Here is a 14,127-nt window from a genome sequence, read left to right as displayed (position 1 = left end):
TTAGTCATGAGTAATGAAGTAATGTCTGTACTTAAGAAAGATTATATCTACAACCTTATGCTCAAAGGGAAACGTGAGGATGGTCGTACCTTTGATGAAATGAGGAAAATAGATCTCAGGACCAATGTTATAGAAAAAGCAGAAGGTTCCGCATGGATTAAACTGGGGGAAACTGAAGTTCTCGTAGGTGTAAAACTTCAGGCAGGAGCTCCTTTCCCTGATTCTCCTGGTGAGGGTGTGATCATCACAAGCATGGAGCTGAATCCAATTGCTTCTCCTGATTTTGAGGCAGGCCCTCCTAAAGAGAGTGCAATAGAGATGGCCCGTGTAACTGACAGGGGTATCCGCGAATCAGGCGCAATTGATTTAAGTAAGTTGTGTATTACGGAGGGAGAAGAAGTTTGGATCGTATTCATCGACATCCATGTTCTCAATAATACAGGGAATATTCAGGATGCTTCCTCTCTGGGTGCAATTGCCGCCTTGTTAACCGCAACTGTTCCTGGCGCACGTGAGGGACGTGGGGAGGATATGCCTGTGCCTATCAGAGACATGCCTGTGTCCGTTACACTGGTAGATATCGGTGGCGAGATGATGGTTGATCCTGATCTTGATGAAGAAACAGTCTGTGACTCCCGCATAACGATCGTTTCCAATCAGGATGGTTCTATATCAGGGATGCAAAAAAGCGGCAATGGCGCACTTACTGAGGAAAAGCTATTAAAAGCTGTGTCATTGGCATGCCAGAAAGCATCCGAACTGAGGGAAACTCATCTGTTGAATATCTAAACATAATGATTTAATCATAAAATTCACACCATTTCAAGGAGATAAGATTCATGGCAAAAAAGTATACTAGGAAAGGGCGTGTAACAAGATCTGCCGGTAGGTTTGGTACACGATATGGTAGAAAGGACCGTAAACTGGTAGCGGACCTTGAAGAAAAGATGCGTATGCCTCATAAGTGTTCCAACTGCGCACGTCCTACTGTCAAGAGAATAGGTACTGGTATATGGAAATGTACCAAATGTGACTATACTTTTGCAGGTGGCACTTTCCTGCCTCAGACAAACGTAGGCAAGACAGTTGCACGTTCAGTTAAGAAAGCTACAGAAGCACTTGAGTAGGTGAATATGGCCTATAAATGTACCAGATGCAAAAGAAATGTTGAGGTCGATTATGAGTACACCGGCATCCGCTGTCCTTACTGTGGACATCGTATTCTTGTAAAAGAACGACCAACATCAATCAAACGCATCAAAGCAGAGTAGAAGCGATGTTAATCACTTCTTCTCGTAAACCTTCTGCCAGCACGCGTACATTATGTAAGCATCTGGCATCTTTTTTCGGTTGTGAGTATGTCAATCGTGGTAAGATGGGTATGGGTGAGGTTCTAGACCTTTCTCATGATACTCCTCTCATCATGGTTGGTGAATACCATGGCAATCCGGGAAGTATTGTTTTTTATGATGCCAAAGGTTTCTGTGTATTGTCACTCCATATTTCATTGCTGTCTGCACAGTCCTCATACTCCAAATATCCCGTTGCTATTCCTTCGATAAAAGGTGACAGTGAACTTGTGTCTCTTATATCGAATGTTCTTTTTCCCGATAGTTCCGAAATATCTTCAGGTCAATTGTTACTGGAAATATCAGGTGATAGGATGGATTTTAAGGAGCATGAAAAATTGCTTTTCAGCCTTAGAATAAAAAGTCATATGATATATGAGGATGATACTGATTGCTCCTGATCGCACGTTCTGTTTTTGAAACACCCGAAGCCGGTTCAATTTACCGGTCTCTTAAACCTGAACTTGAGACTCCGGTAACTGACAGGTCGTCTGTTGATATGATGGTAGAGGGTTCATTCCTATATATTACTGTAAGGTCTGATGACCTCGTTGCCATGCGTTCTACTTTAAATACATGGCTGCGTCTTATTCAGGTTGCATCTGAAACTGCAGCCTGTCTGGCATGATCTGGTAAGTGCTTATCTGTTCTGTACCTTTTCACATTTCATTCTTTCCATCGTTGTTTTTTTGTATAAGTGTACATAGAAACATTAAAATCACTTCAGGTTTATTGGTATTCCAGGTGAAACCAAATGAGTACGCAAATACCCCCGCAGATACAGAACCAACTGGCTCAGTTGCAGCAGGTTCAGCAGCAGGCGCAGTCCCTTGCTATGCAGAAATCCCAGATTGAATCCATGCAGAAAGAGTCTGAGATGGCGCTGGAAGAGCTGGATAAATTTTCTGATGACGTTGTAATCTATCGTACTGTAGGTGAATTACAGATCAAGTCCAGCAAAAAAGAAACCGTTTCTAAATTAAATGAAAAAGTTGAGACACTTTCACTAAGGTTACAATCCATCTCCCGACAGGAAGAAAGGATCTCAAAGCGTTTCACACAACTTCAGGAACAGATCGAACAATCCATGGGGACGCAGGCCCAGTAAGCCTCATCCCTATGCTGATGACATCATCGGTGTAACTTGCCGGTAATGTTCAGAGGTTTCCATGCGAGTTGAAGAAACGGAGTTTTACAATAAACTTCTGGATTACCATAATATTCTTTATCTTTGCCATCGGAATGCTGATCCAGATGCGGTAAGCAGTGCGTTTGCCCTTTCTGAGGCCCTGGGTGGAACGATAGGTCTTGTGGACGGATGCAACAGGGTTGCTTCACTTCTTATTGATAAGCTTGGTATTGATGTGGTCGAAAAGCCCGACCCTTCGGAATATGATATCACGCTGGTAGTTGATACTTCGACTAGTTCCCAGCTAAATGACATAAAGCTTGGTAAATATTGTGTCATAGACCACCATGCTACTACAGCTCTCATTGAAAATGCTGAATTCTATCTGCACCGTCATGCAACATCCACTGCAGAAATGGTATTTGGTATTCTTCAATCCCTGGGTGCTCCTATCATGCGTCGTACTGCAATGGGCCTTTTAACTGGTATAATTACCGATACTGGTCACTTTAAACATGCCACACAGGATACTTTCAGGACAGTTTCTGAGATAATCGCAGCCAGTGGAGTAGAATATGCAGATGTGCTGGAAATGATGGCTTCAACCCCTCAGGATATTTCAATGCGTATCGCATTATTGAAATGCGCAACAAGGGCAACTATTGAAAGGGTGGATGACTGGCTGGTAGTGGACTCACATGTCAACTCTTTTGGAGGCTCTGCATCTTCTATGTTCCTTAATATCGGTGCAGACGTAGCTCTTATCGGGACTTCACGTGATGCCAACATAAGGGTCAGTGGAAGAGCTAAGCGTGAAGCAGTTGCTGCAGGTGTTAATCTGGGCAAGATAATGGAAGATATTAGTAAGGGATATGATGGTACCGGAGGAGGTCATGCCGGGGCTGCAGGTATAGATGTAGTTGCTGATATGACTACCATCATAGATGAATGCAAGAGCAGGATACGTGATATCCTCAAAGGAAAACCAAATCCTTCTATATGTAATTCTTTGAACGAAGAATCAGAATAATCTAATAAAGGGCGATTAGATGATAGAGTACTGGAACCCATTGGTCGAAAGAATGCCAGTTGATGAACTGGATAAGATGCAGGAAAAGAAACTTAAAAGTCTGGTTAATTATGTCTACCAGCATTCAGATTTCTATAAAAAAAGGTTTGATGATGTAGGAATTAAGCCTCAGGATATCCAGACACTGGATGATCTGAAGAAATTACCTTTTACATACAAATCAGATCTTAGGGACACTTATCCAACGGGTATGTTCTGTGTGCCTAATGAACAGCTTGTTCGTTTTCATGTGTCTTCAGGAACAACAGGGAAACCCACTGTAGTAGGATATACGCGTAATGACATCAATGAATGGTCCACGTCCCTTGCACGGGCATTGACCTCAATTGGTGTCGGGCGTGGTGATGTCATTCAGGTAAGTTATGGTTACGGTCTTTTCACAGGTGGACTTGGTTTACATTACGGTGCTGAAGAAGTAGGTTCCACAGTTCTTCCAACAAGTTCCGGAAATACAGATAAACAGCTTGAATTGATGCAAGACCTTAAAACCAGTGCAATTGCCTGTACTCCCTCTTATTTCCTCTTCATGAACGAAGTTGCAAATCAGACGGGTCTGAGTATAAAAGATGATACTCAGCTACGTGTAGGTATATTTGGTGCAGAGCCATGGTCTGAGGAGATGAGGGTCCGAATAGAGGAAGCTACAGGTATAAAAGCCTATGATATATATGGTACCTCTGAACTTAGCGGCCCTCTGTGTACAGAATGCCAGTACCAGGATGGTATACACATCTGGGCAGACCAGTTCCTTCTCGAGGTTATCGATCCGCAAACAGGTGAACCGCTTGGGGAAGGAGAGCGCGGAGAACTTGTCATCACAACCCTTTCCAAGGAAGCACTTCCGCTTATCAGGTATCGTATTGGTGATATCACAGTTATCAATAAGCAGCCATGCAAGTGCGGACGAACTCATCCACGTATTATGAGGGTTCTTGGACGTGCTGATGACATGCTCATTGTGCGTGGTATCAACGTATTCCCAGGACAGGTCGAATCTGTTCTCATGACCATTCCTGAAGTTGGTGAACATTTCATGATAATTGTTGACAGGATAAATGAATTAGATGTCATGAAAGTTCAGATAGAGATGACCGATGAAGCATTCAGTGATAAGGTCAATGACATCATCATTCTGGAGAAGAAGGTCGAATCATCACTGAAACATGTGCTCAACCTTGCAGTGAAAGTCGAGCTTGTTGAAAAAGGCACAATTCCAAGATCAATGGGCAAGGCCAAGAAAGTGATGGACAACAGAAAGTTATAAACTTTCATAGGGCATAGCTTTCAATAAAATTGCAGGTGTTTATATGGAAGAAAAAATCATCAAACAGATTTCCCTATTCGCAGAGAACAAGCCAGGCCGCCTTGCTAACATTGCAGCAAACTTCAGGAAGGCTGATATCAATATAAGAGCATTCACCATAGCCGAAGCTGGTGACTTTGGTATCATCAGAATGGTCGTGGACAAGCCAGATGTTGCACATGAAGTACTTCATGACGCTGGTTTTACGGTTTCCGAAACCAGTGTGTTGGGTGTGGAGATGGAAGACGTTCCCGGAGGACTTGGGAAGATAGCTGATGTCCTCGGTGGACAGAACATCAACATTGACTATGCGTATGCTTTTGTCACAAAGACTGAAAAGGCTCTCCTCATTCTAAGGGTCAGTGATATCGGCGCATCTATTCAGGTTTTAAGTGGCGCAGGTGTTAAACTGATAGATATGGCTGATATTCAGGAGATATGATTTCCTGAATATTGATCTCTTTTTTAATTTGTTTATATTTTATTATTGTTTATAAACGCCAACCACTAATATTTTATAGTACTTATTGTCATTCCCCTTGAAATGACTGATGCTACCGGTGCAAATGGGGTTCATAAATCGAAATCTAAAATAGGTGGTTCGCATACTACTATAATCGGTGGCCGGAATGGTAAAAAGATAGTCTCTGTGTTGAGCCAACATCCAAAAGTCAAAAAAGTAATACCTTCGGTGATAACTGTAAAAGGAAAAGGCAATTCTGGGGGTATGCTGACTGCCAGGGTACTAAGGCCTGACGACCGGGGAAATCTTAGATTACTTATTTCTCATGGTACTTCTTTTCAGGAACTGCGTATAATCACTACAGTTGGTAGTTTTGCAGAAGGGAAGAGCATCATGGAAGAGCTCAATTTATTATTGCTTGATGAGCAATGGTGATATATTATGTTCATTGGAATTGATCACGGTACGACTGCAATGCGCTTTGTTGCACTTTTTCCCGAATCTGGAAAAGTGCTGAAACTGGAGATTCCAAGAACTGAAGCTGCCGCTATGACCGAGTCGTATCTTATGTCTTTAATGGAGAACTCTTTTGAGATAAATAGTACTGATATCTCACTGATGGCTGTGACATACTCCATGGGTGATGGCATAAGAGATATTGAAGACATAAAGGCCGTAAAGAACAGGGGTGTCAAAAGCATAGAGGGAGCCGGTAAGAAAACAGGTGGTGGGGGGCTGGTATTTGATTCTATCAAGTCATCAGGTATCCCGGCAGTTGTTATACCTGGGATCCATGAAGGCAGTGATACAGATCCGCGTTTGAATATCTTCTCTCATTCTACAAGTCCGGAGAAAATAGGAATCGCATATCATGCATTTTCTAAAGGTTTTACTGATTTCGTTCTTTCTGATATTAGTTCAAATACTGTTACCTTAGGCGTTGCAGATGGAAAAATCATTGGGGCTATAGATGCGTGTATCTTTGCGCCTGGATTGCAGCATGGTCCTCTTGATGTACAGGCTCTGAGGGATGTAGATGCTGGAAAATTAAGCGCAAACGAGGCTTTTGTAAATTCAGGTGTCCTGAAGCACACTCCCTTCTCAGACCGGCATGAACTTCTCAAAGCTGCAGAAAACAAAGACCCGCAAGCAATTCTTGCATTAGACAGCATAGCACTTTTTGCTGCTATGGAAATTGCAGGTATGCAGCTTTTGCTAAAGGATTATGATTCAAAGGGTGTGGTCATCATCGAAGGCTCAGTTGGTGAGATTCCAGATGTTGTGGAAAAAATAGAGAGACACCTTGGTATAAAAGTTCATGTGCTTGACAGATGGAGCGCTGCTGTTGGCTGTGCCGAAATAGCAAGGGATATACATTCGGGTTCAAGGCATATTCTAGGTATCAATGTTAATTTCCCTGAATAATAGTTTGCTATTTCAAATTTGAAATTGTAAATTTCAAACGATGTATTTCAAACAATCAACTTCAAATATCGTTCTATAATATTTTATCATTACTTTAAAATCAACACAAGCTGCTCAAAAACTCAAAACCGTGTACATTTACCTTCTATATAGATAACGGAAACCCCTTTTGTTTTCAGTTTTTGCTGTATAAGGTTCCTTAACATATCACAGGTTTCAGTCGTCCCTTTGGAACTGATACTCATATCAATATCAAGAACGATCATGTCAGGTACAAGAGTTTTCACTGCACTGCGCAGATCCGGTGTCTTCTGTCCTCCTGTCATCGCAGCGATCTCATTCTGAAGTACAATAACAAGAATATCAAACCCACAGGTGACTGCATTTATAAGTCCGATAATGCCGGAGTGCGCAAGCCCGAAATCCCCGATAACTGCTATACCTTTTCCGGGGAATCCGCAGGCTGTGGAGATAGCACCACCAAGTGCGAATCCGGTATCTACTGCATTAAGCGGGTCAGGTGCTGTTCGAATTGAACATCCCATGTCTCCTGCAACCGGTTTAATATCATGCAGTACTTTGTAGAGTGGCATGAACGGACAATCATTGCAGATGGGTGTTGATCCTCGTGAGGCAATGGTCTGGATATCTGTATATTTCAAAACTTCATCCTTGTCGATGTTCTCAAGTGCAAATTCAATGTACTCTTTTTCAATCATTCCAACCGGTAGGTGTCCGCTCTTTTTTCCAAGAAGCCTGTTACAGGTAGTGAGGTATGATTCTATGAAAGCTTCACTTTCTTCTACAACGAGTACACGCTTGTGTAGGTTAGTGAACTGTTTCACAAGGTTTTTTGGCAGTGGTGATACAAGACCAAGTGCCAGATGCGAGTAACCTGAATATGCCAGTTGTGTGGATAGTATGTCATCAACAATTGATGATGGGTAGCCAGAGGATATAATTCCCACCTTTTCTCCGTTCATTGACATGCGGTTGAAACGGGAGTTCTCAGCTTCACGTATCAGAAGGGGTTCTGATTCAATATGAAAACGCTGGTGCTTTCCATGCATCGTGAGTTTCCATATGTTTCTGTCGAACATTTTTCCAGGAGTATAGATCTCTTTCTTTTTGATGACTCTGCTGACTTCGTGTTCATCCTTTTCCAGCCTGTCAGTAATTCTCATTATCACAGGAACTTTTGCTTCCTCTGAGAGTTCAAAAGCCCGATTAAGTGACTCGTAAGCATCTTGCGGTGTAGCAGGATCGAAGACAGCAGTTTCCGAAATCGCTCCGTAGAACCTGGAATCCTGCTCGTTCTGTGATGCTTTTGCCCCGGGGTCATCTCCTGCAAGTATAACAAGCCCGGCACCAATGGTGTGCATCATTGCTGTCATGAGGGGGTCAGCAAGCAGGTTCATGCCCACGTGCTTGACCAGCACCATGGACCTTTGTCCTGTGACCGAGGCTCCCAGTGAAGCCTCAAGAGCAGCTTTCTCATTGGTAAACCAGTGAATATCGTAAGTGTTGGAGCTTTTTTCCTTAAAAAAGAAATCTGCAACTGCAGTCATTGGATATCCGGCAACTGCAGTAATGAACCTTACATTGCTGTCAATGGCTGCAAAGTAAATTGCCTCAAGGCCGGTTATATCTTCGGTTTGTATCATATCTGTCATTCGAGTTGTGAATCCAGCGTGACTGATTCGTCAGGTCGTGCAAACCATGCCAGTGCTGCAAGTGCTCCTATAACGCCGTTGCCATCAAGCCAGATGTCAACGCTATTATCCTTTGCACACTGCACAGCATATTCCTTTGTGAGTTCCCTGCTGCGGCACTGTTTGCTGTACTTGTTCATCTTCCTGGCGTCAAAGTCTGCAAGGACAACCATTCCGGTTTCATCAGAAACACTGTACTTCAGGAGTGCTGCCTTTATACTTTCAAGCAACTCCTGTTTTGCATTCTCGTCCACGCATCCGAATTCCAGTACAGTGGACACGCAGTTCTGCGTCCTTGCAGATACAGGGAAAAGCTGTACAAGTGAGTGGGAGAGGTAAACGGATTCTATGCAGTCCAGTTCCTTTGCCATGTTATGTGTAAGGGTCCAGGTAGCACCCTCTTCCTTGGTGTCAGTGTCATCGATGCCGATGAGCACTCTCTCTCTTTTCGGAACTACGATGGTTCCCTTTGCAGCACGCCCGCCACCAGATTCGGTATAGTTGCAGCACAGCACCCCCTCAGCGAATGCCCTGCATTTGGTGGCGCCTACTCCGCCTCCGCCAAGTCCTGCATATGTTATATGAACCTCATTACCTTCTACAATGACCGATTCAATTCCTGCAGCCGCAGTAGATGGCTTAAGCTCAAGGGTTGATGTGCCTGTTTTAACAATGTATCTGATCATGTTCCCGATGGAACGCGTTTTCAGGATAAGCGGCGAATGTGAATAATGAAACTTTGACCATGCGGCACCGCCATAGCAGTTAGTATGTTCAACGATCTCTGCATATTCGTTGTTCCTGTCGCATATTGCATATATGCCCCTGTATGGAGTGGTATAGGGGTCATTGAGTTCAATCTCTTTCATTTGCGTGTTAATTGCCGGTCAATAGTTTAAATGTTTTGTTTGTGGTGTGGTGTTTACGTTAAAAGGACACTTTTTGAGGTTATCACATGTTTCTCATGCAGTCAAAACAAAACACAGATTTCTTAGTTATTATTAAATATCTGAAATTTAATTAAATATATATCTTAGTATTTTCTCTAATAAAAGTTATGTATTCAGAATTTAAAACTTTATATTTTGGTGTAGTCGGTTTAGTTTCCTTAATCTCTATTATACGTGTTGCCAAAAGTGTCAAAAGTGCCGCTTCTTACGGAATAACAGATACTGGAAAGCTTTTCAGGCATATTTCTGACTATCGGTTACCAACAGAATTAAAAGATCAATTAATACACAAAGTAGATGAGTTTCCCATTCCTGAAATCGGTGTGACCGATTTGCTTGCTCATATAAGTATACAGGAAGAGATATATCCTTGTATAACTAGGGGGAAGCATAAGGAAAGGAGATTTTCTTTATATCCTGATTTTAAAAGCGTTCCATCTGATTTTCCACGCTTTGTAGCAACAACTGATTTTGCTGTGAAAACAAATGCCTTATTGATACCTTCAAGAAGTACAATTTCCTATTATTCGATAACAAAGGTACATGCAGGTTTTCTTGAAGCTTTTTTCGTAAATAATAGGTTGACAGTAACTTTAAATGAATCTGTCTTAGGATATTTTGATTACAACAGCAAGAAACTATGTGATGCTGATGGGCATGCTAAAGCTTCTTTTGATATTCCGTCACGTCCAAGTTCTATAGGTCCGATAAAAACTGGTGTAGAATCCAGTGTTTATGCAGACGATAGAAAAATAGCAGATATTCTCCTGTTGCTGTCATCTAGCAAAAAAAATGAGGAAACAAATGCCTCTGGTCCTGTTAATAATACTAAATTGTTTGATGACCTGAATGTTCGGTCAGAATGGGAAGCTTATATGTTATTGGCATTTGCGATTTCAGAATATGCCTTTGCAAGAACAACTTTTGGTGTGCATACAAGGACTGTTGGGAATCATGGCTTAGCTTCACATCATCGCTGGTGAATACGTAATGATAATGCATTATTTCCAGAAATATGAAACAATTATAAAAACAATAGTTGTTTCACTTTTTTTGATCATTTTTTTCGATATAGGCGATCATCCTGTCTTTGCCAGTTTGAACAACATTATGCTTGCAAATGAGTTCCTTGGTTTTACCTGGAATGATCTATTTTCGTCTGCTGTCTATATTTGTTTCTTTTCCTTATTCATAATTCGAATATTGGGTGAAAAGATCAACCCATTGTTCAAACATATTTCTGAGCACCGCTTACCAAAAGAAATGAAAGATGCGGTGATAAGTAAGATCGATGATTTTGTTCCCTCTGGCTATGATGTGTCTGATCTGCTGAAAATGATAAGCATAAATGAGACTATCTATCACTTCTCTCAACAAACCTATTCAAGTGAGCGTATTTTTTCTTTATATATATATATATATATATATATATTAAATGATGGAAGGCCGGTTGTTTCTGATTTTGTCACGAAAACTTATTTTATTATCAGTTTCAATTCTCCATTTCGTTTCGGAGGGGGTGGCATCTCTTATTATTCTTTAACCACGATCAGTGCAGGTTACCTCGAAACTTTCTATTCAAAAAGAAGATTGACAATTTGTTTAAATGATCAGGTATTAGGTTATTTTGACTATACTAACCGGGTACTATGTGATTCGATGGAACTGCAAACGGTGTTTTTCAAAAAACCCAGGGTTTTGCTCTAGGTAATCATCATAGTGGTGCTAGGCATTATTACAGTGGTGCTAAGTCAAAGATTCGTGTGGACAACAGAACAATTGCAGATATCAATATTGCACCTTCGATAAAACCGAAGCTGATTGAGATGCTGGATCCATCAAAAGGAAATGAACATCAGGATCTATCTTTGTTCGAAAATCTCAATGTTGAGTCGGAGTGGGAAGCATACATGTTATTGGGATTTACGATTTCCGAGTATGCACTTGAAAGGGTATTTTTAAGCAAAAGTTCAAAAATCCAGTTGTAAAATCATCCCTTTTTTATCTGCATTAGTTTATCCATTGCAGAATATGCAGTAATAAGGACTGAATTTAGTGCTCTGGGGGCGTAGTTCCAGAGTTTGCAGGAATTTCAAAATGCCGGTTTAAGGTTGTATTTAGGATATGTGGTGTCATCTTACATATCCTTCATCCTTCAGACTAACATATCTTCCATCACCGATGACAATGTGATCCAGCACATCTATGCCCAGTAACTTACCACCCTCTACAAGTTTCTCGGTCACAGCAATGTCTTCCCGGCTGGGTGTGGGGTCGCCGGATGGGTGATTATGTGAGAGTATGACCGAGGCGCAGGACTCCATAAGTGCTGCTTTGAATACTTCACGTGGGTGGACTATGTTCGCATTCAGACTGCCGATAGATATGACTTCTTCGCGTATCACCTGATTTTTGGTGTCCAGAAGCAGTACCACAAGTCTTTCGCGTTTATGTTCTCGCATTTTCGGGTAGAGAAGCGAATAGACATCTGCAGGTGACCTTATTTTTCTTTTAGGTTCATCGCTAAATCCTTCAAGCTTGCGGGCAAGTTCAAAGACAGCGGCTATCTGTGCCGCTTTGGCATTTCCGATACCATGCATACGGGTAAGTTTAGAGATATTTGCCTGGCTTAGCTGCTTGATGTTGTACTCTGAAAATATACGGCTACACATGTTGATAACATTCTCTTTCTGTGATCCTGTTCTAAGGATGATGGCTAGAAGCTCCGCATTGGAAAGTGCTTCCGGACCATATTTGAGCAGTCTTTCACGTGGTCTCTCATCTTCCGGCATGTCATGGATAGTTATCTTGTACTCGTTCATTGCAATGGCTATAAAATTGTAGGATATAAATTATTCGTAATTACTCTATTATAAATTTCATTGAATCTAAAAAATGATTCCTATGACTTATCCTGTCTGCTATTTGCGTTGTGTACTTATACGATGACTTCTCATAAAGTCCTGACATGAAAGTAATTTGTGTTGCAGGTTACAAGAATTCCGGTAAAACCACATTGGTAACCCGTCTTGTTGATGCTCTTTCCAAAAACGGATCAGTCGGTACTGTAAAACAGATGTTGCACCATCGTTTCAACCCTGAGATTACTGATACGGGTAAGCACTTCGATGCCGGGGCAAATATAGTTGCTGCCATCACTGATACCGAGCTTGTGACCATTAGGCGGAATCCAACTCTTGAAGATGCCTTGAATTCACTCGCAGATAATGGTGCTGACTTTGCAATTGTTGAAGGTGCAAAGAGCAGTGATCTACCAAAGATATTCCTTGGCGACATTGAAGGTTCCGGTGAAATATCCAATATAGTAGTCCGGTTGCCTGCAAGATCAGATTGGGATATTGATGCGCTTGTAGAACTAGTTCTCAGCCAGCCGCAGTGGGTGACCCTTGATTCTCTCATCAGGAAGGTCCGCTCAAATCCTGATATCCGTTTTTCAGGGGGCATAGCAACCTTTACAGGAATTGTCCGGCGTGTGGATGGTAATGTGGAAACCACTGCCATTGAATTTGAAAAGTACGAAGGTGTTGCTGACAGGGCCATTGAAAAAATATGCCGTGACCTTAAGCAAAAGGACAATATCATAGATGTGCTAATCCATCACAGGACCGGTCTTATCAAATCAGGTGATGACATTGTATATATTGTGGTCGCTGCAGCCCATCGGAAAGAACTGTTCGAAGTACTTGCAGATGCACTTGAGCGTATCAAGGAAGATGTGCCCATATGGAAAAAGGAATTTACCATTGAGGGCGATTTTTGGGTTCACGACAAAATGTAAAGAGGAAATGTAAGGGTTCAGCCGGATTTTTATCTGTTCTTCAGTCCCATCTGCTCATCAATTTCTTCTGCGATCTCCTCAAGTTCCTGGAATATGCGCTCGGAGTCCTTTCTCATTTCCCTGACTGCTGCCTTGAGGCTTCCTCCGCGAAGGAAAAGTGCTCTTTTTTGCCTGTATATCAGGCCGGCACTAATGAGATTCCTTATGTGGTGGTTGACCCTTGAAAGATTTACATCCAGGTTTTCTGCAATAGCATCTGATGAAATCTTATCTTCACTCCCGGAAAGTTGTTGCAGCAGGTCAAGCACGATTTGTGTGGAAATGTTCTCAGTATCTCTTCCGGAAGATAATCCGAAACTGTTACAGAACCAACGGACGTCCTCCTCCAGTTTTTTCTCCCTTGGTTTTTCCAGATTGATCAGGATTATCTGCTGTGGCATATGATTTATCTATTTCTCTGGCTGTATATAAATCTTATGTACTTTTGTAGATATCATCTCTATAAAAGTTATTAAATCACGACAATATGCAACACATTTATATACAGGTTTGGCAATATTATTACTAAGTTAGCCGGGATTTTCCGGTCGTATGATTGGAGGAAATCAACATGATTATCAGGCCAATTGGTGAAAGAGTATTAATCAAATCTATCAAAAAGGCGGAAGTGACTGAAAGCGGGATCTATATCCCTGATTCTGTTCAGGAAGCAAAAAAAGAAGGTATTGTCGTTGCTGTTGGGACCTTTGAAGATGGAAAGGAACTTCCCTTAAAGAAAGGCGATCGTGTAATATATGGGGGTTACAAGAGCGATGAGATCGATCTGGAGGGGGAACTCCATATGTTCATTGATTTTAAGGATGTCTTGGCAGTAGTTGAGGAATAAAGAAGAATCAGAGGGAAGATA

General features: G+C 41.8%; 20 protein-coding genes. 16 read left to right on the top strand and 4 right to left on the bottom strand.

The window, feature by feature from the left end:
- The first annotated feature begins 6 nt into the window (after positions 1–6).
- The 11 genes from rrp42 (at position 7) to BB781_RS07940 (ending at position 6,759) form a co-directional block, all read left to right on the top strand.
- Positions 7–789: an exosome complex protein Rrp42 gene (gene rrp42 / locus BB781_RS07990; RefSeq protein WP_164997821.1), complete on the top strand. Its 783-nt coding sequence runs from the start codon at positions 7–9 to the stop codon at positions 787–789.
- Positions 790–839: 50 nt separating this feature from the next.
- Positions 840–1,127: a 50S ribosomal protein L37ae gene (locus BB781_RS07985; RefSeq protein WP_094227970.1), complete on the top strand. Its 288-nt coding sequence runs from the start codon at positions 840–842 to the stop codon at positions 1,125–1,127.
- A gap of 6 nt (positions 1,128–1,133) precedes the next feature.
- Positions 1,134–1,271, top strand: a complete 138-nt coding sequence (locus BB781_RS07980; protein ID WP_094227969.1) for a DNA-directed RNA polymerase subunit P — start codon at positions 1,134–1,136, stop codon at positions 1,269–1,271.
- Positions 1,272–1,276: 5 nt separating this feature from the next.
- Positions 1,277–1,750: a hypothetical protein gene (locus tag BB781_RS07975; RefSeq protein ID WP_129582668.1), complete on the top strand. Its 474-nt coding sequence runs from the start codon at positions 1,277–1,279 to the stop codon at positions 1,748–1,750.
- Positions 1,741–1,977: a KEOPS complex subunit Pcc1 gene (locus BB781_RS07970; RefSeq protein ID WP_094227967.1), complete on the top strand. Its 237-nt coding sequence runs from the start codon at positions 1,741–1,743 to the stop codon at positions 1,975–1,977. Before BB781_RS07975 ends, BB781_RS07970 begins: the two co-directional genes overlap by 10 nt.
- A gap of 126 nt (positions 1,978–2,103) precedes the next feature.
- Positions 2,104–2,457 (top strand): prefoldin subunit beta, encoded by a 354-nt coding sequence (locus BB781_RS07965; RefSeq protein WP_094227966.1) that lies wholly within the window; start codon positions 2,104–2,106, stop codon positions 2,455–2,457.
- Between the two features lie 61 nt (positions 2,458–2,518).
- Positions 2,519–3,508 carry a DHH family phosphoesterase gene (locus BB781_RS07960; RefSeq protein WP_094227965.1) on the top strand — a complete coding sequence of 330 codons (990 nt, stop codon included), beginning with the start codon at positions 2,519–2,521 and terminating at the stop codon, positions 3,506–3,508.
- Positions 3,509–3,527: 19 nt separating this feature from the next.
- Positions 3,528–4,832 carry a phenylacetate--CoA ligase family protein gene (locus BB781_RS07955; RefSeq protein WP_094227964.1) on the top strand — a complete coding sequence of 435 codons (1,305 nt, stop codon included), beginning with the start codon at positions 3,528–3,530 and terminating at the stop codon, positions 4,830–4,832.
- A 43-nt stretch (positions 4,833–4,875) separates the two neighbouring features.
- A complete protein-coding gene (locus BB781_RS07950) occupies positions 4,876–5,313 on the top strand; it encodes an ACT domain-containing protein (RefSeq protein WP_094227963.1) in 438 nt (145 codons plus the stop codon).
- A 102-nt stretch (positions 5,314–5,415) separates the two neighbouring features.
- The gene (locus tag BB781_RS07945; protein WP_094227962.1) at positions 5,416–5,769 is read left to right on the top strand and encodes a DUF2103 domain-containing protein; all 354 of its coding nucleotides are present in this window, start codon (positions 5,416–5,418) and stop codon (positions 5,767–5,769) included.
- Positions 5,770–5,775: 6 nt separating this feature from the next.
- Positions 5,776–6,759, top strand: coding sequence for a methanogenesis marker 12 protein (locus BB781_RS07940; protein WP_207205260.1), 984 nt, complete (start codon positions 5,776–5,778; stop codon positions 6,757–6,759).
- A 122-nt stretch (positions 6,760–6,881) separates the two neighbouring features.
- Here the strand turns inward: BB781_RS07940 and BB781_RS07935 are convergent, their stop codons facing one another.
- The gene (locus tag BB781_RS07935; RefSeq protein ID WP_094227960.1) at positions 6,882–8,432 is read right to left on the bottom strand and encodes a thiamine pyrophosphate-dependent enzyme; all 1,551 of its coding nucleotides are present in this window, start codon (positions 8,430–8,432) and stop codon (positions 6,882–6,884) included.
- Complete coding sequence (gene mmp11 / locus BB781_RS07930) at positions 8,429–9,340, bottom strand: methanogenesis marker protein 11 (protein WP_094227959.1); 912 nt, start codon at positions 9,338–9,340, stop codon at positions 8,429–8,431. Before mmp11 ends, BB781_RS07935 begins: the two co-directional genes overlap by 4 nt.
- Positions 9,341–9,528: 188 nt before the next feature.
- On the opposite strand from mmp11, the gene BB781_RS07925 reads away from it, so the two are divergent.
- From BB781_RS07925 to BB781_RS07915, 3 genes are all read left to right on the top strand, one after another.
- Complete coding sequence (locus BB781_RS07925; protein WP_094227958.1) at positions 9,529–10,404, top strand: hypothetical protein; 876 nt, start codon at positions 9,529–9,531, stop codon at positions 10,402–10,404.
- 220 nt (positions 10,405–10,624) lie between these two features.
- The gene (locus tag BB781_RS07920; protein WP_129582667.1) at positions 10,625–11,128 is read left to right on the top strand and encodes a hypothetical protein; all 504 of its coding nucleotides are present in this window, start codon (positions 10,625–10,627) and stop codon (positions 11,126–11,128) included.
- 56 nt (positions 11,129–11,184) lie between these two features.
- The gene (locus BB781_RS07915; protein ID WP_094227956.1) at positions 11,185–11,409 is read left to right on the top strand and encodes a hypothetical protein; all 225 of its coding nucleotides are present in this window, start codon (positions 11,185–11,187) and stop codon (positions 11,407–11,409) included.
- A gap of 144 nt (positions 11,410–11,553) precedes the next feature.
- Here the strand turns inward: BB781_RS07915 and radC are convergent, their stop codons facing one another.
- Positions 11,554–12,243, bottom strand: coding sequence for a RadC family protein (gene radC, locus BB781_RS07910; protein ID WP_094227955.1), 690 nt, complete (start codon positions 12,241–12,243; stop codon positions 11,554–11,556).
- 146 nt (positions 12,244–12,389) lie between these two features.
- Here radC and BB781_RS07905 point away from each other — a divergent pair, with 146 nt between their 5' ends.
- Entirely contained in the window at positions 12,390–13,220 is an 831-nt protein-coding gene (locus BB781_RS07905; protein ID WP_094227954.1) for a molybdopterin synthase, read from the top strand.
- A gap of 29 nt (positions 13,221–13,249) precedes the next feature.
- Here the strand turns inward: BB781_RS07905 and BB781_RS07900 are convergent, their stop codons facing one another.
- A complete protein-coding gene (locus BB781_RS07900) occupies positions 13,250–13,660 on the bottom strand; it encodes a winged helix-turn-helix transcriptional regulator (RefSeq protein WP_094227953.1) in 411 nt (136 codons plus the stop codon).
- Positions 13,661–13,830: 170 nt separating this feature from the next.
- Between BB781_RS07900 and groES the strand changes: the two genes are divergently transcribed.
- On the top strand, positions 13,831–14,106 hold the full coding sequence (groES, locus tag BB781_RS07895; RefSeq protein WP_094227952.1) for a co-chaperone GroES: 276 nt from the start codon (positions 13,831–13,833) through the stop codon (positions 14,104–14,106).
- The last annotated feature ends 21 nt before the right edge of the window (positions 14,107–14,127 follow it).

It is taken from the genome of Methanolobus psychrotolerans (genome assembly GCF_002243045.1).
In the GTDB taxonomy this organism is placed as follows: Archaea; Halobacteriota; Methanosarcinia; order Methanosarcinales; family Methanosarcinaceae; genus Methanolobus; species Methanolobus psychrotolerans.
This window is presented reverse-complemented; position numbering and strand designations above follow the sequence as displayed.

What these genes read in the sequence shown, in the direction of transcription:
- BB781_RS07935 (WP_094227960.1), bottom strand. Translation starts at nt 8,432, where the DNA reads ATGACAGATATGATACAAACCGAAGATATAACCGGCCTTGAGGCAATT.
- rrp42 (WP_164997821.1), top strand. Translation starts at nt 7, where the DNA reads ATGAGTAATGAAGTAATGTCTGTACTTAAGAAAGATTATATCTACAAC.
- BB781_RS07905 (WP_094227954.1), top strand. Translation starts at nt 12,390, where the DNA reads ATGAAAGTAATTTGTGTTGCAGGTTACAAGAATTCCGGTAAAACCACA.
- BB781_RS07960 (WP_094227965.1), top strand. Translation starts at nt 2,519, where the DNA reads ATGCGAGTTGAAGAAACGGAGTTTTACAATAAACTTCTGGATTACCAT.
- groES (WP_094227952.1), top strand. Translation starts at nt 13,831, where the DNA reads ATGATTATCAGGCCAATTGGTGAAAGAGTATTAATCAAATCTATCAAA.
- BB781_RS07950 (WP_094227963.1), top strand. Translation starts at nt 4,876, where the DNA reads ATGGAAGAAAAAATCATCAAACAGATTTCCCTATTCGCAGAGAACAAG.
- BB781_RS07965 (WP_094227966.1), top strand. Translation starts at nt 2,104, where the DNA reads ATGAGTACGCAAATACCCCCGCAGATACAGAACCAACTGGCTCAGTTG.
- BB781_RS07900 (WP_094227953.1), bottom strand. Translation starts at nt 13,660, where the DNA reads ATGCCACAGCAGATAATCCTGATCAATCTGGAAAAACCAAGGGAGAAA.
- mmp11 (WP_094227959.1), bottom strand. Translation starts at nt 9,340, where the DNA reads ATGAAAGAGATTGAACTCAATGACCCCTATACCACTCCATACAGGGGC.
- radC (WP_094227955.1), bottom strand. Translation starts at nt 12,243, where the DNA reads ATGAACGAGTACAAGATAACTATCCATGACATGCCGGAAGATGAGAGA.
- BB781_RS07980 (WP_094227969.1), top strand. Translation starts at nt 1,134, where the DNA reads ATGGCCTATAAATGTACCAGATGCAAAAGAAATGTTGAGGTCGATTAT.
- BB781_RS07940 (WP_207205260.1), top strand. Translation starts at nt 5,776, where the DNA reads ATGTTCATTGGAATTGATCACGGTACGACTGCAATGCGCTTTGTTGCA.
- BB781_RS07945 (WP_094227962.1), top strand. Translation starts at nt 5,416, where the DNA reads ATGACTGATGCTACCGGTGCAAATGGGGTTCATAAATCGAAATCTAAA.
- BB781_RS07955 (WP_094227964.1), top strand. Translation starts at nt 3,528, where the DNA reads ATGATAGAGTACTGGAACCCATTGGTCGAAAGAATGCCAGTTGATGAA.
- BB781_RS07985 (WP_094227970.1), top strand. Translation starts at nt 840, where the DNA reads ATGGCAAAAAAGTATACTAGGAAAGGGCGTGTAACAAGATCTGCCGGT.
- BB781_RS07925 (WP_094227958.1), top strand. Translation starts at nt 9,529, where the DNA reads ATGTATTCAGAATTTAAAACTTTATATTTTGGTGTAGTCGGTTTAGTT.
- BB781_RS07975 (WP_129582668.1), top strand. Translation starts at nt 1,277, where the DNA reads ATGTTAATCACTTCTTCTCGTAAACCTTCTGCCAGCACGCGTACATTA.